At 50.5% G+C, this 24,709-nt stretch carries 26 protein-coding genes, 1 other RNA gene and 4 pseudogenes; 14 read left to right on the top strand and 17 right to left on the bottom strand.

Going from position 1 to position 24,709, the window contains the following annotated elements:
* Positions 1 to 2: 2 nt before the first annotated feature.
* Positions 3 to 488 (top strand): OmpA family protein, encoded by a 486-nt coding sequence (locus EKN83_RS08325; protein ID WP_126800663.1) that lies wholly within the window; start codon positions 3 to 5, stop codon positions 486 to 488.
* Between the two features lie 2 nt (positions 489 to 490).
* Here EKN83_RS08325 and EKN83_RS08320 read toward each other — a convergent pair whose 3' ends face one another.
* The 7 genes from EKN83_RS08320 to ffh form a co-directional block, all read right to left on the bottom strand.
* Positions 491 to 1,861, bottom strand: coding sequence for a PepSY-associated TM helix domain-containing protein (locus tag EKN83_RS08320; RefSeq protein ID WP_126800662.1), 1,371 nt, complete (start codon positions 1,859 to 1,861; stop codon positions 491 to 493).
* A 37-nt stretch (positions 1,862 to 1,898) separates the two neighbouring features.
* Complete coding sequence (locus EKN83_RS08315) at positions 1,899 to 2,303, bottom strand: DUF2946 domain-containing protein (protein ID WP_126800661.1); 405 nt, start codon at positions 2,301 to 2,303, stop codon at positions 1,899 to 1,901.
* 132 nt (positions 2,304 to 2,435) lie between these two features.
* On the bottom strand, positions 2,436 to 2,783 hold the full coding sequence (rplS, locus tag EKN83_RS08310) for a 50S ribosomal protein L19 (RefSeq protein ID WP_002914145.1): 348 nt from the start codon (positions 2,781 to 2,783) through the stop codon (positions 2,436 to 2,438).
* A 43-nt stretch (positions 2,784 to 2,826) separates the two neighbouring features.
* On the bottom strand, positions 2,827 to 3,594 hold the full coding sequence (gene trmD, locus EKN83_RS08305) for a tRNA (guanosine(37)-N1)-methyltransferase TrmD (protein ID WP_008502493.1): 768 nt from the start codon (positions 3,592 to 3,594) through the stop codon (positions 2,827 to 2,829).
* Between the two features lie 31 nt (positions 3,595 to 3,625).
* Positions 3,626 to 4,165 carry a ribosome maturation factor RimM gene (gene rimM / locus EKN83_RS08300; RefSeq protein ID WP_032672618.1) on the bottom strand — a complete coding sequence of 180 codons (540 nt, stop codon included), beginning with the start codon at positions 4,163 to 4,165 and terminating at the stop codon, positions 3,626 to 3,628.
* Between the two features lie 15 nt (positions 4,166 to 4,180).
* Entirely contained in the window at positions 4,181 to 4,429 is a 249-nt protein-coding gene (rpsP, locus tag EKN83_RS08295) for a 30S ribosomal protein S16 (RefSeq protein ID WP_003863133.1), read from the bottom strand.
* Between the two features lie 116 nt (positions 4,430 to 4,545).
* Complete coding sequence (ffh, locus tag EKN83_RS08290; RefSeq protein ID WP_008502496.1) at positions 4,546 to 5,907, bottom strand: signal recognition particle protein; 1,362 nt, start codon at positions 5,905 to 5,907, stop codon at positions 4,546 to 4,548.
* A gap of 166 nt (positions 5,908 to 6,073) precedes the next feature.
* Between ffh and EKN83_RS08285 the strand changes: the two genes are divergently transcribed.
* Both EKN83_RS08285 and EKN83_RS08280 read left to right on the top strand, forming a co-directional pair.
* Entirely contained in the window at positions 6,074 to 6,865 is a 792-nt protein-coding gene (locus EKN83_RS08285; protein ID WP_032623031.1) for an inner membrane protein YpjD, read from the top strand.
* A gap of 18 nt (positions 6,866 to 6,883) precedes the next feature.
* Positions 6,884 to 8,170, top strand: coding sequence for an HlyC/CorC family transporter (locus tag EKN83_RS08280; RefSeq protein ID WP_025759264.1), 1,287 nt, complete (start codon positions 6,884 to 6,886; stop codon positions 8,168 to 8,170).
* A gap of 52 nt (positions 8,171 to 8,222) precedes the next feature.
* On the opposite strand, the gene grpE is transcribed toward EKN83_RS08280, so the two are convergent.
* Entirely contained in the window at positions 8,223 to 8,816 is a 594-nt protein-coding gene (gene grpE, locus EKN83_RS08275) for a nucleotide exchange factor GrpE (protein ID WP_008502499.1), read from the bottom strand.
* A gap of 122 nt (positions 8,817 to 8,938) precedes the next feature.
* Between grpE and nadK the strand changes: the two genes are divergently transcribed.
* From nadK to bamE, 3 genes are all read left to right on the top strand, one after another.
* On the top strand, positions 8,939 to 9,817 hold the full coding sequence (nadK, locus tag EKN83_RS08270) for an NAD(+) kinase (RefSeq protein WP_008502500.1): 879 nt from the start codon (positions 8,939 to 8,941) through the stop codon (positions 9,815 to 9,817).
* Positions 9,818 to 9,902: 85 nt separating this feature from the next.
* Positions 9,903 to 11,564, top strand: coding sequence for a DNA repair protein RecN (gene recN, locus EKN83_RS08265; RefSeq protein WP_025759266.1), 1,662 nt, complete (start codon positions 9,903 to 9,905; stop codon positions 11,562 to 11,564).
* Between the two features lie 138 nt (positions 11,565 to 11,702).
* Positions 11,703 to 12,041, top strand: coding sequence for an outer membrane protein assembly factor BamE (bamE, locus tag EKN83_RS08260; RefSeq protein WP_008502502.1), 339 nt, complete (start codon positions 11,703 to 11,705; stop codon positions 12,039 to 12,041).
* A 104-nt stretch (positions 12,042 to 12,145) separates the two neighbouring features.
* Here the strand turns inward: bamE and EKN83_RS08255 are convergent, their stop codons facing one another.
* Together EKN83_RS08255 and EKN83_RS08250 are read right to left on the bottom strand one after the other, a co-directional pair.
* Positions 12,146 to 12,433 carry an RnfH family protein gene (locus EKN83_RS08255; protein WP_025759268.1) on the bottom strand — a complete coding sequence of 96 codons (288 nt, stop codon included), beginning with the start codon at positions 12,431 to 12,433 and terminating at the stop codon, positions 12,146 to 12,148.
* Entirely contained in the window at positions 12,423 to 12,860 is a 438-nt protein-coding gene (locus EKN83_RS08250) for a type II toxin-antitoxin system RatA family toxin (protein ID WP_003863117.1), read from the bottom strand. Before EKN83_RS08250 ends, EKN83_RS08255 begins: the two co-directional genes overlap by 11 nt.
* A 156-nt stretch (positions 12,861 to 13,016) precedes the next feature.
* Between EKN83_RS08250 and smpB the strand changes: the two genes are divergently transcribed.
* The 6 genes and pseudogenes from smpB to EKN83_RS08220 all read left to right on the top strand — a co-directional run bounded on the left by smpB (position 13,017) and on the right by EKN83_RS08220 (position 17,960).
* Positions 13,017 to 13,499 (top strand): SsrA-binding protein SmpB, encoded by a 483-nt coding sequence (gene smpB, locus EKN83_RS08245; protein ID WP_024908331.1) that lies wholly within the window; start codon positions 13,017 to 13,019, stop codon positions 13,497 to 13,499.
* A gap of 89 nt (positions 13,500 to 13,588) precedes the next feature.
* Positions 13,589 to 13,952: a transfer-messenger RNA gene (gene ssrA, locus EKN83_RS08240) on the top strand.
* Between the two features lie 195 nt (positions 13,953 to 14,147).
* Positions 14,148 to 15,336 (top strand): annotated as a pseudogene (locus EKN83_RS08235) (integrase domain-containing protein).
* 12 nt (positions 15,337 to 15,348) lie between these two features.
* The gene (locus EKN83_RS08230) at positions 15,349 to 16,746 is read left to right on the top strand and encodes an AAA family ATPase (RefSeq protein WP_126800660.1); all 1,398 of its coding nucleotides are present in this window, start codon (positions 15,349 to 15,351) and stop codon (positions 16,744 to 16,746) included.
* Positions 16,733 to 17,278: a hypothetical protein gene (locus EKN83_RS08225; protein WP_126800659.1), complete on the top strand. Its 546-nt coding sequence runs from the start codon at positions 16,733 to 16,735 to the stop codon at positions 17,276 to 17,278. The genes EKN83_RS08230 and EKN83_RS08225 overlap by 14 nt, the downstream gene beginning before the upstream one ends.
* Positions 17,265 to 17,960, top strand: a complete 696-nt coding sequence (locus tag EKN83_RS08220) for an RNA ligase family protein (protein ID WP_185857659.1) — start codon at positions 17,265 to 17,267, stop codon at positions 17,958 to 17,960. Before EKN83_RS08225 ends, EKN83_RS08220 begins: the two co-directional genes overlap by 14 nt.
* Positions 17,961 to 18,182: 222 nt before the next feature.
* Here EKN83_RS08220 and EKN83_RS08210 read toward each other — a convergent pair.
* The 4 genes and pseudogenes from EKN83_RS08210 to EKN83_RS08195 all read right to left on the bottom strand — a co-directional run.
* A pseudogene (locus tag EKN83_RS08210) lies at positions 18,183 to 18,584 on the bottom strand (phage polarity suppression protein); the annotation flags it as partial.
* A 252-nt stretch (positions 18,585 to 18,836) separates the two neighbouring features.
* On the bottom strand, positions 18,837 to 19,160 hold the full coding sequence (locus EKN83_RS08205; protein ID WP_025759271.1) for a hypothetical protein: 324 nt from the start codon (positions 19,158 to 19,160) through the stop codon (positions 18,837 to 18,839).
* A gap of 2 nt (positions 19,161 to 19,162) precedes the next feature.
* Positions 19,163 to 19,915, bottom strand: a complete 753-nt coding sequence (locus tag EKN83_RS08200) for a DUF4225 domain-containing protein (RefSeq protein WP_126800657.1) — start codon at positions 19,913 to 19,915, stop codon at positions 19,163 to 19,165.
* Between the two features lie 63 nt (positions 19,916 to 19,978).
* Positions 19,979 to 20,549, bottom strand: a pseudogene (locus EKN83_RS08195) (recombinase family protein).
* A 289-nt stretch (positions 20,550 to 20,838) separates the two neighbouring features.
* Between EKN83_RS08195 and EKN83_RS08190 the strand changes: the two are divergent.
* The gene (locus EKN83_RS08190) at positions 20,839 to 21,306 is read left to right on the top strand and encodes a hypothetical protein (protein ID WP_126800656.1); all 468 of its coding nucleotides are present in this window, start codon (positions 20,839 to 20,841) and stop codon (positions 21,304 to 21,306) included.
* A gap of 132 nt (positions 21,307 to 21,438) precedes the next feature.
* On the opposite strand, the gene EKN83_RS08185 is transcribed toward EKN83_RS08190, so the two are convergent.
* From EKN83_RS08185 to EKN83_RS08175, 3 genes and pseudogenes are all read right to left on the bottom strand, one after another.
* Positions 21,439 to 22,485, bottom strand: coding sequence for a bifunctional transcriptional activator/DNA repair enzyme AdaA (locus tag EKN83_RS08185; RefSeq protein WP_047959287.1), 1,047 nt, complete (start codon positions 22,483 to 22,485; stop codon positions 21,439 to 21,441).
* Positions 22,469 to 23,245: an isocitrate lyase/phosphoenolpyruvate mutase family protein gene (locus tag EKN83_RS08180; RefSeq protein ID WP_126800655.1), complete on the bottom strand. Its 777-nt coding sequence runs from the start codon at positions 23,243 to 23,245 to the stop codon at positions 22,469 to 22,471. Before EKN83_RS08180 ends, EKN83_RS08185 begins: the two co-directional genes overlap by 17 nt.
* Positions 23,246 to 23,372: 127 nt before the next feature.
* Positions 23,373 to 23,619, bottom strand: a pseudogene (locus tag EKN83_RS08175) (nucleotidyltransferase domain-containing protein); the annotation flags it as partial.
* A 608-nt stretch (positions 23,620 to 24,227) separates the two neighbouring features.
* Here EKN83_RS08175 and EKN83_RS08170 point away from each other — a divergent pair.
* Entirely contained in the window at positions 24,228 to 24,584 is a 357-nt protein-coding gene (locus EKN83_RS08170) for a hypothetical protein (RefSeq protein ID WP_008502540.1), read from the top strand.
* Positions 24,585 to 24,709 lie beyond the last annotated feature (125 nt).

The following is a 24,709-nucleotide window of genomic DNA, read 5'->3' as shown; positions in this document are numbered from 1 at the left end:
CTATGTTAAAACGATACTTCGCGCCGTTAGTTCTGGCCTCAATGGTTCTGGCAGGCTGTCAGTCGCCGCCGGAAGGCAAATTCACTCCTGAGCAAATCGCGGCGATGAAGTCTTACGGTTTTAACGAACTGAACGGTGACTGGTCACTTGGCCTCTCGGATACCATCCTGTTTGATAAAAATGACGCCCGGCTGCGACCGGAAAGTGAAACACAGATCAAGTCCATGGCCTCTCGCCTTGCCGAAACCGGCCTGAACCACGCGCGAATGGACGGCCACACGGACAATTACGGTGAAGAAAGCTACAACAATGCGCTGTCGTTAAAACGCGCCAATGCCGTGGCCGGCGCCTGGGCGAAGGGAGCGAATATCCCGCGCAGCAATCTCACCACGCAGGGATTGGGTCAAAAATACCCGGTTGCGAGTAACAGTACCCCACAAGGACGTGCTGAAAACCGCCGGGTTGCCGTGGTTATCAGCACGCCATAGGGTTATTTAGCGGAAGATTCGGCGAGCGTCACCCCTGTGGCCGCTCGCCAGCGTAGCCAGTCCACCAGAACAAACAGCGCCAGACTCACGCCCATGACCGGCAGGGCTATCCCCAGCAGCAGGCTAATCAACACCGTAATACCCCTTCCCCAGCCCGGCAACGCCAGCCAGCTCTGGCAAAGCGTCTGCACCGGACTCACTGTCGATTGCGCCGGACGACGCATCCACCACATCCGGTATCCCCAGATGATGAGCACGCACAGGGCAAGGCCGAACAAGACGAGCAGTAGCTGATTCACCAACCCGAATAAAATCCCCATATGAAAATCTACTCCCCAGCGGGTCAGTTTTGCCATTAGCGGGAAATCCTCAAATCGGGTTCGGTCCAGCACCTGCATCGTATGCGGATCAACCGCAACGGCGTCCACCTGGGTTGGCCAGCTGCGATCGATTTCCGTCACCGTCCAGGCGCGATCTGCCGTTTGCGCCGGGCGAATCTCCAGCTTGCTGGCATCAATCCCCGCTTTACGCGCCGCGCTTAACACCCCATCAAACTGCGTCAGATCCATCACCATCTCTGGCATCATCATTCCGCCGTGATGGCCATGGTGTTCGGCATGTTCATCCACGCTCTCCGGCGCACCGGAGAGCGTGGTGTTCACCTGAGGGGTGAGCCAGTTCATCTCTGCCCGCAGCTTATCAACGTTCCCGCCAGCCCACTGGGACCAGGTCAGGCCGGTTGCAGAGAATAAGAGCATTCCGCCCAGCAAAGCCCAGCCCAGCGTCACGTGCACGCGCCGCCGGTTCTGGAAGCGATTGTTGATCCGTCGTTTGGGTCGGGTATAAAACCACAGGGCAATACCGCCCAGCGCGGCCACCCACATCCAGGAGGCCGCCAGCTCGCTGTAGAGGCGCCCAATGTCGCCCAGCATCAGAGACGTATGCAGATAATCAATAGTCTGGCGCAGCGGTAAAATCCCGCTGGTGCCGTATACCGTCAGATCTCCCAGCACCGCCAGGCTTACCGGATCGATAAAGATAGCCCGGTTCTCCGATGGGCCAAGTTTCGGGTCAGCAAACATCACGCGGGTGGTTTCACCTTTAACCAGCCCCGGACGAACGGCGTACAAACGCAGTTCTGATCCAACCGTTTTTTCCGCCACGGCGATTTGCTCCGCCAGAGGCTGCGGCTCACCCACGGAATCCGTGTGGAGCGCATGCCGGTAGAGCGCATTCTCCAGCTGCGGGGTGGCCACATACAGCGTACCGGTCAGCGCGGCAAAGAAGATAAACGGGCCGACAAACAGCCCAACGTAGAAATGGAGGCGACGCAGCAGGTTTCCCCATGCCGCGCGCGAAGTACAGGTCGTCATACTTTTCCTTTTTAAGGCAAAAAGTTATCAATATTTTTTAAAGGGAAAAAGCAGACTGCCGCGGTGGCGCGCGGGTATCAGGGTAAAGCCAGGGGAAAAAGTGCCAGTGGCTGACCGCCTGACGCGGCGGTTTCACGCGAAGCCTCTGCAGCACCACGCTGAGCAGGACGATAAGCGCCAGCATCATGCCCGGTACATGCGCTAACAGCACGCAGTAGCCGCACGCTTCAGCATGGTCAACAGGCACCGTGTGGGACATATCGCCGTGGTGCTCATCCATCGACATCATGCTCATGTCATGATGCATACCCGGCATGGCGCTCATGGGATCTTTTTGCAACGAGACGGAGATGAGCGGCGCCACCACGATCAGCAGGATCGCAAACAGCGCGATCAAGGCCGCTGCGCGTTTCCGGTTTTGCTGATGCAGTACGTTATCCACTTCCCCTCCCCTCAAGAGGCAAGCATTGTAAATGATTTATGACGAAATGGTTAACGCGAGAAGTGCGATGGGATAAAAAAAGGGCCGGCCTTTCGGCCAGCCCTTTCTAACAGGATGTCGCTTAAGCGAATCTTAGTTCAGACGCTCTTTAATACGAGCAGACTTACCAGTACGCTCACGCAGGTAGTACAGTTTAGCTTTACGTACAGCACCACGACGTTTAACAGCAATGCTGTCAACTACCGGAGAGTGAGTCTGGAAGACACGCTCAACGCCTTCGCCGTTGGAAATTTTACGAACAGTGAATGCAGAGTGCAGACCGCGGTTACGAATAGCGATAACCACGCCCTCGAATGCCTGCAGACGTTTTTTGGAACCTTCAACAACCCATACTTTCACTTCCACGGTGTCACCTGGACGGAAGGAAGGTACGTCCTGCTTCATCTGCTCTTGTTCAAGTTGCTTAATAATGTTGCTCATAATTTAATCTCTTATCCTGGGTAAACTGATATTCGGGTGCGTATTACGCATTCCCATCATGTTCATGCTGCTGTTGCGCGTGTTCAGTTTTGAACTCGGCCAGCAACTTTGCTTGCTCTTCAGTCAGAGCCAGGTTTTCCAGAAGTTCAGGTCTTCTAAGCCAGGTTCGGCCCAGCGACTGCTTCAAACGCCAGCGACGTATCTCGGCATGGTTTCCAGACAGTAACACTGCCGGTACTTCCATCCCTTCTAACACTTCAGGACGAGTATAGTGTGGACAGTCCAGCAATCCATCGGCAAAGGAATCTTCCGTTGCCGAAGCTTCATGGCCCAGAACACCCGGAATGAACCGGGCGACAGAGTCAATCAGCGTCATTGCGGGTAACTCACCACCGCTGAGAACGTAATCGCCGATAGACCATTCTTCGTCAATCTCGGTTTGAATTACGCGCTCATCTATCCCTTCGTAGCGACCACAGACCAGAATCAGCTTTTGATTCGTCGCCAGTTCGCTGACGCCCGCTTGATCAAGCTTGCGTCCCTGAGGTGACAGATAAATCACCTTTGCGCCTTCACCTGCCGCGGCTTTTGCTGTGTGAATGGCGTCCCGTAAGGGTTGCACCATCATTAACATCCCCGGTCCGCCGCCGTAAGGACGATCGTCCACGGTACGGTGCCGGTCATGAGTAAAGTCACGAGGACTCCAGCTCTGGATGCTCAGCAGGCCATTCTTTACTGCCCGGCCAGTTACCCCGTAATCGGTAATCGCGCGGAACATTTCAGGAAACAGGCTAATTATGCCAATCCACATAGCGCCGTCTTTTACCGTTTATCCGGAGAATTTAAAAACCAGGATCCCAATCTACTTCAATGGTTTGAGTAGTGAGATCGACTTTCTTGATAACCTGTCCATCGAGGAACGGGACCAACCGCTCCTTGATGCCAAATGCATCTTTCAGGTTTGCCTTAATGACGAGAACGTCATTTGACCCGGTTTCCATCATGTCGATGACTTTCCCCAGGCTGTAGCCTTCAGTGGTCACTACCTGGCAGCCCATAAGGTCTTTCCAGTAGTAGTCACCCTCTTCAAGCTCCGGCAACTGCGACGAATCCACGACAATTTCACAATTAGTCAGCGCATTCGCGGCATCACGATCGTCAACGCCTTTCAGCTTGATGATGATGTCCTGATTGTGGTGACGCCAGCTTTCCAGCTCGACCTCTTCCCACTTACCGCCTTTCTGGATAAACCAGGGCTGGTAATTAAAAATGCTATCAGCGTCTTCAGTGGAGGAAAACACTCTGAGCCAACCACGGATACCGTAGCAAGAACCCATTTTTCCCAATACAATCGGTTCAACAGGTGCTTTATTGCTCATCATGACCACCGTGACAGATTAAGCTGCTTTGTTTGCTGCTTTGATCAGCGTAGCAACGCGATCGGAAACAGTAGCGCCCTGGCCAACCCAGTGAGCGATACGATCCAGATCCAGACGAGTTTCTTCTTCTGCGCCAGCGGCCAGTGGGTTGAAGAAACCAACGCGCTCGATGAAGCGACCGTTGCGTGCATTACGGCTGTCAGTCACAACAACCTGGTAGAACGGACGCTTTTTAGCGCCGTGACGTGCTAAACGAATAGTTACCATAACATCCTCTTGTGTGAATAAAACAACCGGGCCCCATCGAGGAACGGAGCCCGGGTGTCATATTAAAAGCCCGAAAATTTTACTCATTTTCGGGCAAAAAGCAATCTCAAAAGCGATTAACGCCCTGGAAAACCGGGAGGCATCATCCCTTTCATGCCGCGCATCATCTTCGCCATGCCGCCTTTCTTCATTTTCTTCATCATGCGCTGCATGTCGTCGAACTGTTTCAGAAGACGGTTAACGTCCTGCACCTGCATGCCGCAACCGGCTGCGATACGGCGTTTGCGGGAACCTTTGATGATATCCGGGTTAGCGCGTTCCTTGAGGGTCATCGAGTTGATGATCGCCTCCATTCGCACCAGCACCTTGTCATCCATCTGCGCTTTCACGTTGTCCGGGATCTGGCCCATGCCCGGCAGTTTGCCCATCAGGCTTGCCATGCCACCCATGTTTTTCATCTGACGCAGCTGCTCAAGGAAGTCGGTCAGATCGAAACCATCACCTTTTTTCAGCTTGCTGGCCAGCTTCTCAGCCTGCGCGCGGTCAACCTTGCTCTCGATATCTTCGATCAGCGACAGCACGTCGCCCATGCCGAGGATACGGGAGGCAATACGATCCGGATGGAACGGCTCCAGCGCTTCGGTTTTTTCGCCCACGCCGAGGAATTTGATCGGCTTACCGGTGATATGACGAATGGAGAGCGCCGCACCGCCGCGGGCGTCACCGTCCACTTTGGTCAGCACCACGCCGGTTAACGGCAGCGCTTCGTTAAACGCTTTTGCGGTATTCGCCGCATCCTGACCGGTCATGGCGTCAACAACAAACAGGGTCTCTACCGGGTTAATAGAGGCATGCACCTGTTTGATCTCGTCCATCATCGCTTCGTCAACGTGCAGACGACCGGCGGTATCCACCAGCAGCACGTCGTAGAATTTCAGCTTCGCCTCTTTCAGCGCTGCGTTAACGATATCGACAGGTTTCTGGGCAACGTCTGACGGGAAGAAATCCACGCCGACCTGCTCAGCCAGGGTTTCCAGCTGCTTGATCGCCGCCGGGCGGTAGACGTCCGCAGACACCACCAGCACTTTCTTCTTGTGCTTCTCCCGCAGGAATTTACCCAGCTTACCGACGCTGGTGGTTTTACCCGCACCCTGCAGGCCCGCCATCAGCACCACAGCCGGTGGCTGTGCCGCCAGGTTCAGGACCTGGTTCTCTTCGCCCATCGCCGAAACCAGTTCGTTACGAACGATTTTGACGAACTCCTGACCCGGGGTCAGGCTCTTGTTAACTTCATGACCAACCGCCTTCTCTTTAACGCGGTTGATAAAATCACGAACAACCGGCAACGCGACGTCTGCTTCCAGCAGCGCCATGCGCACTTCGCGCAGCGTTTCCTTGATGTTGTCTTCGGTAAGGCGTCCGCGGCCGCTGATGTTGCGCAGCGTGCGCGACAAACGATCGGTTAAATTATCAAACATTGTCTCTCGCCTGAGTAGAAACGTTGGGCCGCCATGAGCGACACATACACAGAATTTTGCCGGAGTATAACATGAAGGCGCCTTTGTTGTTATGCAACGGTTGGAGCAGGCGTCACGTAACGTTATACTGCTTCTCTTTCTTATTAAGACAACTGTCGATGCCTATATGCCTGTTTTCGCACTGATCGCCCTTGTTGCCTACTCTGTCAGCCTCGCGCTGATCATTCCCGGACTGCTGCAAAAAAACAGCGGCTGGCGGCGCATGGCTATTCTTTCGGCGGTGATCGCACTGATTAGCCACGCGTTTGCGCTGGAATCACGCATTATCCCCGGCGACGGCAGCGTGCAAAACCTGAGCGTCCTCAACGTCGGCTCGCTGGTCAGCCTGATGATCTGTACGGTGATGACCATCGTGGCCTCTAAAAATCGCGGCTGGCTGCTGCTGCCGATTGTGTATACCTTCGCGCTGATCAATCTGGCCTTAGCCACCTTTATGCCTAATGAGTTCATTACGCATCTGGAGGCAACGCCAGGGATGCTGGTGCATATCGGCCTGTCACTCTTTGCCTATGCGACGCTGATCATCGCCGCGCTCTACGCCATGCAACTCGCCTGGATTGACTACCAGCTGAAAAACAAAAAGCTGGCGTTTAATCATGAGATGCCACCGCTGATGGTGATTGAGCGTAAAATGTTTCACATCACTCAGGTGGGCGTGGTGCTGCTGACCCTGACGCTCTGCACGGGTCTGTTTTATATGAAGAACCTGTTCAGCGTGGAGAATATCGATAAAGCGGTGCTCTCCATCATTGCGTGGTTTGTCTATATTGTCCTGTTATGGGGCCATTATCATGAAGGCTGGCGCGGTCGCCGCGTGGTCTGGTTCAACGTCGCGGGTGCGGGTATTCTCACCCTTGCCTATTTTGGCAGCCGCTTCATACAGCAATTTGCTGGCTAAGAAACAAAGGAGTTCCCCCTGGAACACATCTCTACCACCACGCTGATCGTTATCCTGATCGTCATGGTGGTCATCTCCGCCTATTTCTCCGGCTCGGAAACCGGCATGATGACCTTAAACCGCTACCGGTTACGTCATCGTGCTAAACAGGGTAACCGTGCCGCACGTCGCGTTGAAAAGCTGCTCCGCAAGCCGGATCGCCTGATTAGCCTGGTGCTTATCGGCAACAACCTCGTCAACATTCTGGCCTCTGCCCTCGGCACCATCGTCGGGATGCGCCTGTACGGCAACGCCGGGGTGGCGATTGCCACCGGCGTGCTGACGTTTGTGGTGCTGGTGTTTGCCGAAGTGCTGCCGAAAACCATCGCCGCGCTTTACCCGGAGAAAGTCGCCTACCCGAGCAGCTTCCTGCTGGCACCGCTGCAGATCCTGATGATGCCGCTGGTCTGGCTGCTGAACATGGTGACGCGCGTCCTGATGCGGATGGTGGGGATCAAAGCCGATGTCACCATCAGCAGCGCGCTCAGCAAAGAAGAGCTGCGCACCATCGTGAACGAATCCCGCTCGCAGATCTCCCGACGTAACCAGGACATGCTCCTCTCGGTACTGGATCTGGAAAAAGTGAGCGTGAACGACATCATGGTGCCGCGTAATGAAATCGTCGGTATCGACATCAATGACGACTGGAAAGCCATCGTCCGTCAGCTGACGCACTCGCCGCACGGGCGCATTGTGCTGTATCGCGACTCGCTGGATGACGCCATCAGCATGCTGCGCGTGCGCGAAGCCTACCGTCTGATGACCGAGAAAAAAGAGTTCACCAAAGAGGTGATGCTGCGTGCCGCCGACGAGATTTACTACGTGCCGGAAGGCACCCCGCTCAGCACGCAGCTGGTGAAATTCCAGCGTAACAAGAAGAAAGTTGGCCTGGTGGTCAATGAGTACGGCGACATTCAGGGCCTGGTGACGGTCGAAGATATTCTGGAAGAGATTGTCGGAGACTTTACCACCTCAATGTCCCCTTCCCTTGCGGAAGAAGTCACTCCGCAAAATGACGGCTCGGTACTGATTGACGGCAGCGCGAACATTCGCGAACTCAACAAAGCCTTTAACTGGCATCTGCCGGAAGATGAGGCTCGCACCATTAACGGGATGATTCTGGAAGCGCTGGAGGAGATCCCGGCGGCAGGCACGCGGGTGCGCATTGAGCAGTACGATATTGATATCCTGGACGTGCAGGACAATATGATTAAGCAGGTGAAGGTCCTGCCTGTAAAACCCCTGCGCGAAAGTATCGCTGAGTAAGGTTGTAGGCCGGGTGAGCGAAGCCGCCACCCGGCACTACGCGTGCGGCAAATTACGCTTTCGCTTTCGCCACGGTTACCATCGCAGCGCGAATGGTACGGCCGTTCAGGGTGTAGCCTTTCTGCATCACGCCCAGCACTTTACCGGCTTCAATCTCTTCAGATTCCACCATCGCAATCGCCTGGTGAACGTTTGGATCCAGCGGTACGTCGGTATCGGCAATCACTTCCACGCCAAACTTACGCACCACGTCGAGCATGGATTTCAGCGTCAGCTCGATGCCTTCGATCATCGCCGCGTTGTCCGGATTCGCTTTGTCAGCGACTTCCAGCGCGCGATCGAGGCTGTCGATCACCGGCAGCAGTTCGTTGACGAATTTCTCCAGCGCAAACTTGTGCGCCTTCTCAACGTCCTGCTCGGTACGACGACGCAGGTTTTCCATCTCCGCCTTGATGCGCAGAACACTGTCGCGCTCGCGATTCTGTGCTTCTACCAGCTGGGCTTCCAGATTCGCAATTTTTTCATCGCGCGGGTCCACCTGCTCAGCAGATGCGTCTGGCTCTACAGCCTCAACTTCATCGTGCTGTTCCGTGATAATTTCTTCAGGGGCTTGCCCCTCAGGCGTTTTCTGTTCTTTACTACTCATGAATTTCTCCGCGTTTTTCTGCATTCATCTCGCTAACTTCGCTTATTATGGGGATCAGTTTCCGGGATTCAAGGGAACAAGACAGATTGTCATCATTCATCAGGCACAAGGACCTCCAGAAAATGAATAATCATTTCAGGTGTATTGGGATCGTCGGGCATCCGCGTCACCCTACCGCATTGACGACACATGAAATGTTGTATCGCTGGTTGTGTAGCAAAGGCTATGAAGTGATGGTCGAGCAGCAGATTGCCCAGGAGCTGCAGCTTAAGAGCGTCAAAACCGGCACGCTGGCGGAAATTGGCCAACAGGCCGACCTCGCCGTAGTGGTGGGCGGCGACGGCAACATGCTCGGCGCGGCCCGCACGCTGGCGCGGTATGACATCAAGGTCATCGGCATCAACCGTGGCAATCTCGGCTTTCTCACCGACCTCGACCCGGACAATGCGCAGCAGCAGCTGGCCGACGTGCTGGAAGGCCACTATATCAGTGAAAAGCGCTTTTTACTGGAAGCGCAGGTGTGCCAGCAGGACTGCCAGAAACGCATCAGCACCGCGATTAACGAGGTGGTCCTCCACCCCGGTAAAGTGGCGCACATGATTGAATTCGAGGTTTATATCGATGAAATCTTTGCCTTCTCCCAGCGTTCTGACGGGCTGATTATCTCCACCCCGACCGGCTCAACCGCCTACTCGCTTTCTGCCGGCGGGCCGATCCTGACCCCGTCTCTGGATGCCATTACCCTGGTGCCGATGTTCCCGCACACGCTCTCTGCCCGGCCGCTGGTCATCAACGGCGACAGCACGATACGTCTGCGGTTCTCGCACCGGCGTAACGACCTGGAGATCAGCTGCGACAGCCAGATAGCGCTGCCAATCCAGGAGGGTGAAGACGTCCTGATTCGCCGGTGTGATTACCACCTGAATCTCATTCACCCGAAAGATTACAGTTATTTCAACACATTAAGCTCAAAGCTTGGCTGGTCAAAAAAATTGTTCTGATTTTGCATCCAGCACTTTACTGTATATAAAACCAGTTTATACTGTATGAAAACACAGTTATGGTTTTTCATACAGGAAAACAATTATGCTGGCACAACTGACCATCAGCAACTTTGCCATTGTTCGTGAGCTTGAGATCGATTTCCACAGCGGCATGACGGCGATCACCGGGGAAACCGGTGCAGGTAAATCCATTGCCATTGATGCCCTCGGCTTGTGCCTTGGCGGCCGTGCAGAGGGCGACATGGTGCGCATGGGCGCGAACCGTGCCGACCTGTGCGCCCGCTTCTCCCTGAAAGACACCCCTGCTGCTCAGCGCTGGCTGGAACAGAACCAGCTTGAAGATGGACGTGAGTGTTTACTTCGCCGCGTGATCAGCAGCGACGGTCGCTCCCGTGGCTTTATCAACGGCACGGCGGTTCCGCTTTCCCAGCTGCGCGAACTCGGCCAGCTGCTTATCCAGATCCACGGTCAGCACGCGCATCAGCAATTGGTTAAACCCGAACAGCAGAAAGCGCTGCTGGATGGCTATGCGGGTGAGTACGCGCTTACTCAACTTATGGCAGAGCACTATCGCCAGTGGCATCAAAGCTGCCGGGAACTTGCCCAGCATCAACAGCAAAGCCAGGAGCGCGCCGCTCGCGCAGAGCTGCTGGAATACCAGCTGAAAGAGCTGAACGAATTTAACCCGCAGGCGGGTGAGTTTGAGCAAATCGACGAAGAGTATAAACGCCTGGCGAACAGCGGCCACCTGCTCTCAACCAGCCAGAATGCGCTCAACCTGCTGGCGGATGGCGAAGATGTGAACCTGCAGAGCCAGCTGTATAACGTTCGTCAGCTGCTTACCGAACTGGTCGGCATGGACAGCAAACTCTCTGGCGTCCTGGATATGCTGGAAGAGGCGGCCATTCAGATCTCCGAAGCCGGTGACGAACTGCGCCACTACTGTGAACGTCTCGATCTCGACCCGAACCGTCTGTTTGAGCTGGAGCAGCGTATCTCCCGTCAGATCTCGCTTGCACGCAAGCATCACGTCACGCCGGAAGAGCTACCGGGCTACTATCAGTCTCTGCTGGAAGAGCAGCAGCAGCTTGACGATCAGGCTGACTCCCTGGAAACCCTCTCTCTGGCAGTGAGCCTGCACCATGAACAGGCGCTGGCGACAGCACAAAAGCTGCACGACATCCGTCAGCATTACGCTCAGGAGCTGAGCCAGCACATCACGGACAGCATGCACACGCTGGCGATGCCGCACGGCATCTTCACCATTGATGTTCGCTTCGAAGAAAACCACCTGACGGCAGAAGGTGCGGATCGCATCGAATTCCGCGTCACCACCAACCCGGGGCAGCCGCTGCAGGCAATCTCCAAAGTGGCCTCCGGCGGTGAACTGTCGCGTATTGCGCTGGCAATTCAGGTGATTACCGCGCGTAAAATGGAAACCCCGGCGCTGATTTTCGATGAAGTGGATGTCGGGATCAGCGGCCCGACGGCGGCGGTGGTCGGTAAACTGCTGCGCCAGTTAGGCGAATCAACGCAGGTGATGTGTGTCACCCACCTGCCGCAGGTAGCGGGCTGTGGACATCATCACTTTATCGTCAGTAAGGAAACCGACGGCGAGATGACCGAAACGCACATGAAGCCGCTGGATAAACGTGCACGTCTGCAGGAGCTGGCGCGCCTGCTCGGCGGCAGCGAAGTGACGCGTAATACGCTCGCGAACGCGAAAGAACTGCTGGCGGCATAAACTTTTTCGGGATCTCAGGGTCATACAGAACAACAAAAACGCCGCCAGACCGGTTTCAAAGTGGGGCAAGGTCTATTATCATCGGCATATTACATATGAGCCGCGTTCTGCTCGGGCCCGAAAAGGAATCAAATCACTATGCGTTGTAAAATGCTGACCGCTGCCGCAGCGGTTCTTCTGATGTTGACCGCAGGCTGTTCCACTCTGGAGAAAGTGGTTTACCGTCCTGACATCAACCAGGGGAACTACCTTACCCCTAACGATGTGTCTAAAATCCGTGTGGGGATGACACAACAGCAGGTCGCTTATGCACTGGGAACCCCGATGATGTCCGATCCGTTCGGCACTAACACCTGGTTCTATGTCTTCCGTCAGAAGCCGGGCCATGAAGATGCAACCCAGCAGACCCTGACGCTGACCTTCAGCAGCGCTGGTGTGTTGACTAACATCGACAACAAGCCTGCCCTGACCAAATAACTCGGTGTCAGAAATGCAAAAAGGTGCTCATTGAGCACCTTTTTTGTTTTTTGTTGACCCCCTCGCCCCATTGGGGAGAGGGTCAGAGTGAGGGAAAGAAACCGCTACTTACCAGATTTCTCCGCACGCTGGCGACGCAGCTCTTTCGGGTCAGCAATCAGCGGACGATAAATCTCCACCCGGTCGCCCTCTTTCAGCACATCCCCCAGCTTCACCGGACGGCTGTAAATTCCGACCTTATTTTTCGCCAGGTCGATATCGCTGCGAAGCTCAAGGATGCCGGAAGCGCGGATAGCCGCCTCGACGGTCGCCCCCTCTTCCAGCGTCACGCGCTGCAGGTACTGCTTCTCCGGCAACGCATACACCACTTCTACCGCAATCTTATGCGACACTGTAAACCTCTTTGGCGCGGGTGGTGAACGCCTGAACCATGTTCGAGGCCAGCTCTTTAAAGATGCGGCCAAACGCCAGCTCAATCAGCTTATTGGTAAACTCAAAGTCCAGATGGAACTCAATGCGACAGGCGTCAGCGCTCAGGGGCGTAAATTTCCAGCCTCCCATCAGCTTTTTAAACGGACCATCCACCAGATGCATCAAAATACTCTGATTGCTCGTCAGCGTATTACGGGTGGTGAACGTCTTGCTGATCCCCGCTTTGGAGACATCCACCGCCGCCGTCATCTGCGTCGGGCCGGACTCCAGAACGCGGCTCCCGGTGCATCCCGGAATAAACTCTGGATAAGACTGAACATCGTTCACTAACTGATACATTTGTTCCGCGCTGTAAGGCACAAGCGCAGTACGGCTAATCTGAGGCATAGCATTTCCCATGGTCACACAACGGACAAATAATAACATTTATCACCTGTTAAAAAAACGCTAAGCCTCATCTCGTGCTAAGATAGCGCGTTAGACCTCACAGGACGCAATGAGGTGACTTTTTGAAATCAGATTACCGACGGCTTTACGACACTTATGACGAAGAAAAAAGCACATAAACCAGGCTCGGCGACCATTGCGCTCAACAAGCGTGCTCGCCACGAGTATTTCATTGAAGAAGAATTCGAAGCGGGCCTTGCGTTGCAGGGCTGGGAAGTAAAATCGCTGCGCGCCGGAAAAGCCAACATCGGCGATAGCTACGTGATCCTGAAAGATGGCGAAGCCTTCCTGTTCGGTGCGAACTTTACGCCGCTGACCGTCGCCTCCTCACACTACGTGTGCGACCCAACGCGCACCCGTAAGTTGCTGCTGAACAAGCGTGAGCTGGAATCCCTTTACGGGCGCATTAACCGTGAAGGTTTCACCGTGGTCGCCCTGTCGCTGTACTGGAAAAACGCCTGGTGCAAAGTGAAAATTGGCGTCGCGAAAGGTAAAAAACAGCACGACAAACGTACTGACCTGAAAGAGCGCGAGTGGCAGCTCGACAAAGCGCGCATCATGAAAAACGCAGGACGTTGATTCTGCACACTTATTGTACTATTCAATAAGTTAGCGTTCCGGGCTGGTATCCAGGAAGTGAAATCTGGTATACTTAGTTCAACACTATTGGGGCTGATTCTGGATTCGACGGGATTTGCGAAACCCAAGGTGCATGCCGAGGGGCGGTTTGCCTCGTTAAAAGCCGCAAAAAAATAGTCGCAAACGACGAAAACTACGCTTTAGCAGCTTAATAACCTGCTCTGAGCCCTCTCTCCCTAGCTTCCGCTCTTAAGACGGGGATCAAAGAGAGGTCAAACCCAAAAGAGATCGCGTGGAAGCCCTGCCTGGGGTTGAAGCGTTAAAACTAATCAGGCTAGTTCGTTAGTGGCGTGTCTGTCCGCAGCTGGCGTGCGAATGTAAAGACAAACTAAGCATGTAGTACCGAGGATGTAGAAATTTCGGACGCGGGTTCAACTCCCGCCAGCTCCACCAAAATTCTCCATCAGCGATCACCAGAGTCGACTGATGAAGTCCTGAAAGCCCGCACGGCACAAGCCCTGCGGGCTTTTTTGTGTCTGTCCTTGTCCGAGAACATCCGACTAAATCCGGTGATTATTGGTATACGTTTAGGTATACGGTAGGATGTATACCTAAAAGCGTATACCAATTCATGAAGGAGCGGCCACAGTGGCACGGACAACACGCCCCCTGACCAATACCGAAGTTCTTCGCGCTAGAGCGTTAGAGAAGGATCTAACGCTGCATGATGGCAATGGCCTTTTCCTGATAGTGAAAACTAGTTGAAAAAAGCTCTGGCGCTTTCGTTATCAACGTCCTGCGACAAAACAACGGACAATGATGGGGCTAGGTGCTTTCCCCGCCCTTTCGCTTGCTGATGCCCGAGGGTTAAGAACGGATTACCTTACCTTGTTAGCTAACGGAATTGACCCACAAATTCAGGCCGAAGTTGCAGAGCAACAGCAGCAAATCGCTCTGGACAGTATTTTTCAACGGTCGCTGCTAACTGGTTCCAGCTCAAAAGCAAAAGCGTCACCCCTGATTACGCAAAAGACATTTGGCGTTCACTGGAGAAAGATGTATTCCCTGCCATCGGTGAAATCCCCGTTCAGCAAATCAAAGCCCGAACATTGGTTGAAGCCCTTGAGCCAATCAAAGCTCGTGGAGCGCTTGAGACTGTACGTCGACTGGTGCAGCGTATTAACGAGATAATGATTTATGCGGTAAACACTGGTTTGATTGATGCCAATCCAGCATCCGGTGTTGGGATGGCCTTTGAGAAGCCCAAAAACAAAATATGCCGACATTGCGACCGGAAGAATTGCCGAAGCTTATGCGTTCTTTAATCATGTCAAATCTGTCTGTGCCGACTCGCTGTCTCATTGAATGGCAACTCCTGACGCTTGTGCGTCCTTCTGAGGCCTCCGGTGCTCGGTGGGCAGAGATCGATCTAGATGCAAAGCTCTGGACTATTCCAGCCGAACGGATGAAGGCTAAGCGTGAACACATTGTACCTTTATCTCCTCAGGCATTAGAGATTCTGGCAGTGATGAAGCCAATCAGTGCTCATCGTGAACATGTTTTTCCGAGTCGGAATGATCCAAAGCAACCAATGAATAGCCAAACGGCAAATGCTGCTTTAAAACGAATCGGTTATGGTGGAAAATTGGTGGCACATGGTTTACGTTCAATCGCAAGCACCGCTCTAAATGAAGCGAACTTCAATCCTGATGTGATTGAATCTGCCCTGGCTCACTCCGATAAAAATGAAGTGCGTAGGGCTTATAACCGCTCAACCTACCTAGAGCAAAGGTTAGATCTAATGCACTGGTGGGGTAATGCTGTTTATAAAATTTAGTTGGGAGAGGAAATGTTTAAGAGATTAAGAATAAAAGAATTTAAAGCATGGGAAGACACGCAAGATATTGCTATGGCTCCTATCACTTTATTTTTTGGGGGAAATAGCTCGGGTAAATCAAGCATTGGTCAGCTTTTGATGATGCTTAAACAAACCATCGATTCACCAGATAGAAAAAGCCCCCTGTACTCTGGTGGACCACAAACAGCAGTACAACTTGGTTCATACCATGAGATGGTAAACCAAAGAGATATTTCCAAAAATATATCTTTCGAATACACATGGGCTCTCTCCGATGAATTAAAAGTTAGAGATCCTATCAGCACAAACACGTTCCTAGGTGATGAAATATCTTTTAGCGCATCGGTTTCTTTTAATGCAAACCAACGCCTTGTTGAACTGGCGGGATTTAATTATGATATTTATAAAGAAAGCAAATTAACTTTCTCTGTTGGACTAAATAGAAATGAAAACTCAAAGAATGATTTCAAAACAGAGTTTTCAAATTATAATTTAATAAGGCAGAAAGGTCGAGTATGGTCAATTAAAGAAGCAGTCCGATTCTATGGTTTCCCAGATGAGGTTGTAGCTTATTATCAGAATGCAGACTTTGTACAAGAATTAAATCTTCGCCATGAGCAATTATTCCGTTCTCTTTATTATCTTGGCCCATTAAGAATTAAACCTTCTAGGTTATACCCTTGGTCAGGAATAAGACCTGAAAGCGTTGGCTTTGCTGGTGAAAATACAATTTCCGCCATTCTCTCCGCTAAAGAGCGTAAAATTGGCCTTGGCTATAGAAAAACGGCTAAGCCATTCGAAGAAATTATAGCTCTTAAGTTAAAGGAAATGGGTCTCATTGATGATTTCATCGTAAAGCCTATATCTGAGAATCGCCAAGAGTATGAGGTTAAAGTTTGCACCAAGGGTTCACGGTCTTGGGTGGATTTACCTGATGTCGGATTTGGCATATCTCAAGTATTACCTGTTCTAGTACAGTGTTTTTATGCTCCTAGTGGATCGGTTATACTTATGGAACAACCAGAAATACATCTTCATCCGAAGGCTCAATCCGTTTTAGCCGATGTATTAATTGATGTAATTCGGTCGAAAGAAAATGGTACAGATAGAAACATTCAGTTAATAATTGAAACTCATTCCGAACATTTTCTGAGAAGGTTACAGCGACGAATCGCGGAAAATGAAATCAGCAAAGAAAAAGTATCGGCATATTTTTCAGATTTTATAAAAGACAAACCGACACTAACCCCATTATTAATTGATGACTTTGGGAATATAAAAAACTGGCCTGAGCATTTCTTCGGTGATGAGATGGGTGATATAACTGCACAATCAAAAGCTGCCATGCAAAAAAGGCTCAAGGAGTTGAAAAAAAATGAAAATTCCTAATAATTATATTTTAGATACAAATGTTCCCAAAACTGCCAACTTAGCAGTTGGTGGTGCTGGAGTTACTCTTGAAAACTATGATTGTGTAATGAGTTGCATTAGCCTATTAGAAAAAATAACTAGCACAAAAGACAAAGGACTAGTTCTTGATGCTTCAGACGAAATATTTAATGAATATCGAGGTCAATTAAATCTTGGCGGCTCCCCTGGTCAGGGGGATGCATTTATGAAATGGCTACATGATAATAGATGGAATTTTCCAGATGAAGATAGAGTAAACATAACAAAGCATAATGATACTTATATGGAGTTTCCTGAACACCAAGGCTTGGAAAATTTCGATATTTCAGATCGGAAATTTGTAGCAGTATCCAATGCGCACCCGAAGAAACCTTGCATTTATCAGGCAGTTGATAGTAAATGGTGGGGATGGAAAAACGCATTAGCGGAAGTTGGCATTGAAGTGCATTTTATGGATGAAAATTATATTCAAGCAATTTACCAAAGAAAAATGGGTAATGCAAATGAATGAGATTAGTTTAAAATTCCCAAGCACACCACACTTTTCGATTTCAACGAAAAAGGACGTAAGAAACGATAAAGTTCTTCTTGAAAATTTACAGAAAGAAATATTCAACAAGGAGTTAATTATAGAAGAAAAAATTGATGGCGCTAATTTAGGAATATCTTTCAACTCAGACGCTGATATTATCTTACAAAACAGAGGCGCTATCTTAATGCCCCCATTCACTGGGCAATGGAAGCCTTTAGAGAAATGGATATCATCAAAAAGAGACATTCTATTTGATGTGTTAGGCGATAAGCATATACTTTTTGGCGAGTGGTGTTACGCTAAACATTCAATTCATTACACACACCTCCCGGATTATTTTTTGGCATTTGATATTTACAACAAAGCCTCAGGTAAATTCATTAATTTCGAACAACGAAATGAACTCATTACACTCATGGGCATCGAGACTGTCCCATTGATCAAAAAAGGTTTTTTCTCTTTGGAAGAGTTGCCCAAGTTTATTAAAAAATCTTTTTATAGCGACTCTCTAGCTGAGGGTATCTACGTAAGAGCTTCAAATAATGAAGAAACATTTTTCAGAGCAAAACTCGTTAGGAATGATTTCACTCAAAATATTATTCAACACTGGAGCTCGCGAACTATTACTGCAAATAGTTTGTCATCGCAAAATACATTTTAAGATATTGTTTAATCTCTTTTATCTGCGCGCAATGCTCTCCCCGCCCCGCCTGCCCGCTTAAGGGATCGCTTTTAATGCAGATGCATTAGCGGCCTCAGGGCTCGTCAGTGCTGGCGCTGGTGGGGGATTCAGTGTCGGTAAAACGTATGCAAAACCATGCACCTTATGCATGCATGGCTTTTTTACGGGATAATAGCGGGATTTTCGGGAGTTTTAAGCGGACTACTGCACGGCCAGTTCTGCACGGCGGCGGGGGTAATTCAGGTTCTGTGCAGGCGTGAATTTTTCACGACTATCATCGCGCGAAACCGCGTCAGGTCTGAATCCGATGGCCGTTAAAATGTCATTATCCTGCGCCGAATAATTAATTTTTTCACCGGCGACCAGCCAGAGCTGTAGCGCCTCACGCAGATAGTCGAGTGAGTGCTGCATGGCGCAGCGCTGAACGGCGGAGTGTTGCCCGGAATAATTCATCAGTTCAGGGGCAAGGGCGGCGGCCAGCTCCGCGCCGTGCACCTGCATAAAATCATTTAAACGGTCGCGGATGCTGATGCGCTGCACCTCCTCATGCGAGCGGATGTAGCGACCGGCAGCCTGATTAATTTCCCATTTTTTAACGTCGATAACCGCATTCCGTTATCTGACGGACGGCTTCTTCCTTAAATTCAGGTGTAAATCGTGGGATGCCCATACATTCCTCCTATGCTCAAACTATAGGGCAGGATCGTCTATCAGGGCGGAGTCAGTCCACACGGCTCGCATGTGATCGCTGGCCGCAACCTTAACCACACTGGACAGCCCACTATTGCTTATAACATATTCTCAGCCACCAAAACCGACACGTTGAACTACCTCGTCTCTATTAAAGTTGGAATGCTAAAAATTGTTCTTAGGCGTCGCCAGCAAGTAAAGCATGGAGAAAAACAAGGATCCCCAATATACCGAGTCATATCGATAGGGATCAAAATTAATATGCAAAAAGCCGCTTACAAATTCGTAGCCATTTGCAAAGATGTTTATCTGAATGGATGCAATAGCGATTACAAATATCATATAAGCAATAAATAATGGATATTTATGAAGCCTGTTAACTTTTAACTTCCCCAGATAAAGCAAGAAGAAAACCACAATAGATACAATAAAATAGACCACAGCAGGCCAGATAGGAGGATAAAGCGAAAATTCCAAATCTTGTGGCATAATCAGTTCCCTTTAGTTATCTGGTACATCTGCCAACCTGTAATGCTACTACTGGTCGCGTCCAGAGTGATTGCGGTTTTGGATGCCTCTTGCCAGCCTCTGATATAATCAGATTGGATATTATGAAACAAACTCCATGACTTTTCTCTGGGTGCCAGAACTTTTCTTCCCGCGCCGTATGCTGATAAAGAGAGATCAACTACACCGTAAATTAAATCTGCCTGTTTATTACCATAACCCAGCGTTTTTGCAGCATATCTGTACGCATCTCTCAGGGTTCCTGATTGTTCTTCACGGAAAAGAAGATAGTACCCGTTTTCGTATACATTATTTAACCCATGAGCAATCATCGGAGCTCCGTACGCAGCACACGCCAGCCCCAGTGATCCAACACATAAACTAGCCCCACCATAAACCTGCGCTCCGCCTGCAACAAAGCCAATCTGCTTGAGAGCAATGGTCGTTGTTGTCTGATTTTTTTCGACAATTATAAATACTTTTGCTCGGTTAAACGTAAGCAACTCATCCTGTTCACGGAGGTGTCTTATCTGTTCGTCAAGGATTTGAGTCCCCCCGAGAAAGGTAAGGCAGTGGGATTCAATCTCTCTTTTCAAATGACCAACGAGCTGTTGAACATCAAAAAACAGACCAGATGTACCATAAAATAAATGCCTTAAGGAGATTTGCTCTGTAAGAAGCTCAATTTCTCGCACTTTATACTCAAACTGACTTCTGTCACGGTTATGGTTATACATTAGACCTCCATGTCACTAATGCTTTTCAATAATACATTCGTTCAGACTACAATCAATAGCCCTTTACATATCAGTAGTTTCGACAGTCAGAGCGGGAAATTTTTTATACAAAGCGCACACTGCTACCTCATAAATAATCGCAACCTGCTTTCTGTCCACGCCGTTTGCGAACAAACGTCCCGCCTGCACCCATTGCTCTGGTGTTAACTTCGGTCTCCTGCCAGCTATTCTCCCCCTTTGCCCTGGCCACAGCTAACCCTGCTCGCGTTCTTTCAATTATATTTTCTCTTTCCATCTCAGCCGCAGTACTCAGCATTGTGTATGCGAATCGGTCGATTGAAGTGCTTATTCTTATTCCTTCGGTGATTAAGATAAGTTCAATATTATTAGCCCGAAAATAGCGCAGTAAAGTGGCAAGGTGTAAGAGTGAGCGTCCAGGCCGGTCCAGCTTCCAGCCGATGACGGTGTCGCCTGGCCGCAATGACTTCATCATCTTATCCAGGCCCGGTCGTTTTGATTTTGAACCGGATATTTTATCTTCAAAAATGTGATCGCATTCTAATCGCTTTAGAATCTCTAACTGAAATTCAAGATTTTGGTCAAAAGTTGATACCCTTGCGTACCCGTGTTGCATTTTTTTCAGCCATCTTTTCCTACGAATAAATCAGGTGATGTTATCGTTAAGAACATACGCCTTAACGTTATCCTAATTTTGGGTTCAGACGATGCCACGACAAAAAATGTTGGGAAAAGATGCAAACCAGGTTCCCGGCATGAACAACTTTGCGCGTATTCAGGCTTCAATGGATACCAGAAATTGCCAGACGGCCTTATCATTCAATAGGAGGCGTTGGCACAACTATCGATGGCTTCGTCGGCAGTGCTTGTACTGCATGGGTAACAGGACGTTTGTGGAAGTGATTATGCAACAGGTTAATTCAATATCTCTGGTTATGGTTCGCGAAGCTACCGATGTATCCCAGGCTCAATCTGACGTTGTGCTCAATGGTAAAAGCACCGGCATTCTTGTGCCGGGGAAGGTGCTTGAAGCAGCAGTCCAGGTTAATGGGCAGCGCTACATCCTGTTTCTGACGGATAACATTATTTTCGAGGAATCCCTGACAATTGCCCTTATTGACGTTCATGACGGGCTTAAAGAAATTGTTCATTTAGGAAATGAGTACTCGACAGGAACGTTTGCGGATCTCCAGGTTACTGACAATAGCGTGGATTTCAGGTTTATTGGGGATTATATCTGGATACTGAAAGTGTCCGATTCACCTCGTCTGCGGCTTCCTTTTGTTTCGGATCCCAAAGGTGTTAAACGGGTGTCAGGTCTGAAAAAGTACATAACGATAACTGCCGCACCGGCGTCGGAAAACGTAAGCTGAAGTCACTATTTAACAGAATGAAAAAGCTTTCCGCTGAGCTGGATAAATGCTCCTGAGAAGTATGCAGACTCAGCGACTGATGAAGACCTGAAAGCCCAGAAGATTTCCCGGCGACACTGAAGCATCACCCCATTAAACATTCTTCCTCTCATGCTCAATAAGCCATTCTTTGCGTGAAATTCCCCCTCCGTAACCCGTCATCGCGCCATCTTTTCCAATTATCCTGTGACAAGGGATCACAATCGCAATCCGGTTTGCACCATTAGCAGCAGCGACAGCGCGCACGGCATTTGGCTTATTAAGCCGCAGTGAAATGGCCTGATAGTGTGAGGTCTGTCCATAGGGAACTGCACGCAGTTCTTGCCAGACGGATTGTTGAAAATCACTGCCCGGAGCATCTAAAGAAAGATCAAACTGTCGGCGCGTTCCGGCAAAATACTCGCCAATCTCTTTTACTGCCTGCCGGGTATGGCTGTTTTCTCCGGTGACAATTCTGGCGTTAAATAACCGCTGAATATCGCGAAACTCTGTTTCTAACATCCGGCGATCGGTAAACTCCAGCAGGCACACTCCCCGCTCTGTCGCACAGACAAACATCGGCCCAAGCGTGGTGGTAAACCGGTGAATCACAATCACCTGGGTTGTCTGAGTCGGCGCTGCACCAGTAAGCCGCTTGTAGGTATAACCAAACCCGCTCAGGGATTCATAGCCATTGTCCAGCGCAACGTCCGTCGCCGCGCGTCCGCTTTTCAGCTCCTGCAGGGCAACGTTGACCCGCTGCATTCGCTGGAAAGCCTGAAAAGTGATGCCGTGATGTTGCAGGAACCAGCGTCTTACCCGCTCCGGACTGATGCCATGCTGGCGTAGCTCCGCGTCGGTTACGCGGGATTTAATATCGCGCCTGACAAGCGCAAGCGCCTGTTCAACAAATAATGGCGCACTGTGCGCATTTTCAGCGGGTCGGCAGACCTTACAGGGACGAAAGCCGGCCGCAAGGGCAGATTTGGCATCTTTATAAAACTCAACATTTTCGCGTTTGGGCTTTCGTGCCCGGCATACCGAGATACAGAATACGCCCGTGGTTTTGACGCCAACAAAAAACACGCCAGTATATTCTGAAGCACGTTCAAGTAATGCCTGATACCAGATATCGCATAAATTCTTATCGGTTATTTTCATCACTAAAAAGTCCTTCAAACGTCTGACGGGATCGGATCGCATGCATGATGTCAGACAGCGTTGACTGCATGGCCGAATGAACAAAATTGCCCATTGAAATGCGGCTTACCCCGGCCCGTTTCAGCCTGTCGAATGACGGAAGATCGGGCATGCACATCACATTCAGAGGCAGCCCCGATGCCTGTGCAATGAGGCTGATGTCTTTCTCTGACGTCAGACAGGGAACAAAAAGGCCGTCAGCACCTGCAGCTTTATAGCGCTGACCCCGTGATATTGTCTCCTGCAACGCATCTTTATGCCCGAGCAGGTAAGTATCGGTCCGGATGTTCAGAAACAGGCGACAATTTTCGCTTCTCAGCGCATCACATACTGTGCTCAGAATACGGGAAAAATCAGAGGCATCGTCAAGCTGACGCACCCCGTTTATGACTCTGCTGTCTTCAAGGTTAACGCCTGCTACGCCTGTCTGTGCAAGGCGTCTGAGGTTGGCTGCTATCTCTTCGGCTGAATCCCCATACCCTGCTTCCATGTCAACGCTCAGGGGCAGTTTACTGACAGCCTGGATACGGGTGACCATATAAAATAGCTCATCAAACGGCATTCCCTGCCCGTCTTCATATCCCAGTGTGGACGCGATTGCTGCGCTGGACGTTCCCAGTGCCTGATAACCGGCTTCTTGCGCTGCGACAGCACTGGCAGCATCCCAGACGTTAGCGATAAGAAGGAGATCATGCGGGTTGTGGAGGTCTGCATAGTTCATATTCATATCCTCTCGATAGATTGAAAATGAATCTAAGCATTCCGTCAGAGCGTCACAACCGAAATTCAGACGACCATTTTTTCGCAAACGTCGTCTGAACGCGGGGGCGAACCAGACTGATACCTTTCAGGGTCACGTTCTGGCTTTCAGCATGGCAAGCACCGCCCAACAGGCAGATAAGCAGACGAGGCTCTCCGACATGTTCCCCGGTGAAAGCATGGAGCAGATGGCCCAGTGTTCCGGCGAGCGCAAAGCGCTGCGCCATGAACAAGCGAGCCGCCAGCGAGAAGGGAGTGGATCCGCGAATCAGCCTGAAATGTAAGCCTGAGTTGCTCTGCAAAACTTCTGTGTAACTCGGGTAATGCACTAAGCATACTTTTTCCTGTTCACAAAAAAGACAAAGCATTACAGAATATCGAGTGATTTATATTCAGGCCAGAAATTTTTGAAGGAACAGTCATTTTTCATTAAATGAACAGAGGGCTAATTCGCTCTTATTAAACGCCAGGCTTTATATGTTAATTTGAGGGGAGCCATCCAACAGAAGATCCCAAAGATAAAGAGTACAGCAACACCTGATGAAATGATAATTTCGCGGGAAGCGATATACCGTTATCTTTACAAAAAAACCGACCAATTGACCAGTACTTTATATTGCTCCCCCCATCCCTTTGACCAATATCAACGACACCTCCCCTTCCCCTGTGGAGAATAAAAAATCCACACCACCCAGCGCTACGGATTAGCCGCCCAAACCCGGAAGGAACCTCACCATGTACAGACCCATCGTCGTCATTCTCTTCATTCTCCTGACCCTTGCCGCCCTCATTGAAACAGGCGTTTTATCCTTTGGATAATCCTCAAGAGAAATACCGTTCATCACGGCACATTGATCTCATTACAGTTTTTTCCTAAAGCCACCCCGTTTCGTCTGTGCCATGCTGAATCACGCTCATAACCGATAACGTTAAATGAGGATATTATGAAAAAAACAATTATCGCATTATCTGCCGTTCTGCTGGCTTCTCCAGTATTTGCTGCGACCACACATGCAACTGACGATACCGTCGCGGCGGCGAACGCAAACGCCAACGAGGCGAAGCAAAAACTGCATGAAGAGCAGAACAAAGGTGAAGAGCTGAAGCTGAAGCAGAAACACGCTGCGGAAGGTAAAAGCGAAAGCTTTGGCAGCAAGGTCAGCGAAGATTCCCAGAAAGCCTGGCATAAAACCAAAGAAGGCACCGAGAAAGGGTGGGATGCCACCAAAGAAGGCGCTGAGAAAGGCTGGAACAAAACCAAAGAAGGTGCCAGCGAGCTGGAAAAGAAAGTCACTGAGTAACCCCTCCGAAAGGCCGCCCACGCGGCCTTTTTTATTCCCTGCCGCTTTGCTTCCCAACGTCTACACTACTCACAAGACGCCTCTGATAACGCAAAAAAAGTCGAATAGATCCCGGGGGTGACGCG

It is taken from the genome of Enterobacter sp. WCHEn090032, from assembly GCF_003986875.1.
Taxonomy (GTDB): domain Bacteria; phylum Pseudomonadota; class Gammaproteobacteria; order Enterobacterales; family Enterobacteriaceae; genus Enterobacter; species Enterobacter sichuanensis.
This window is presented reverse-complemented; position numbering and strand designations above follow the sequence as displayed.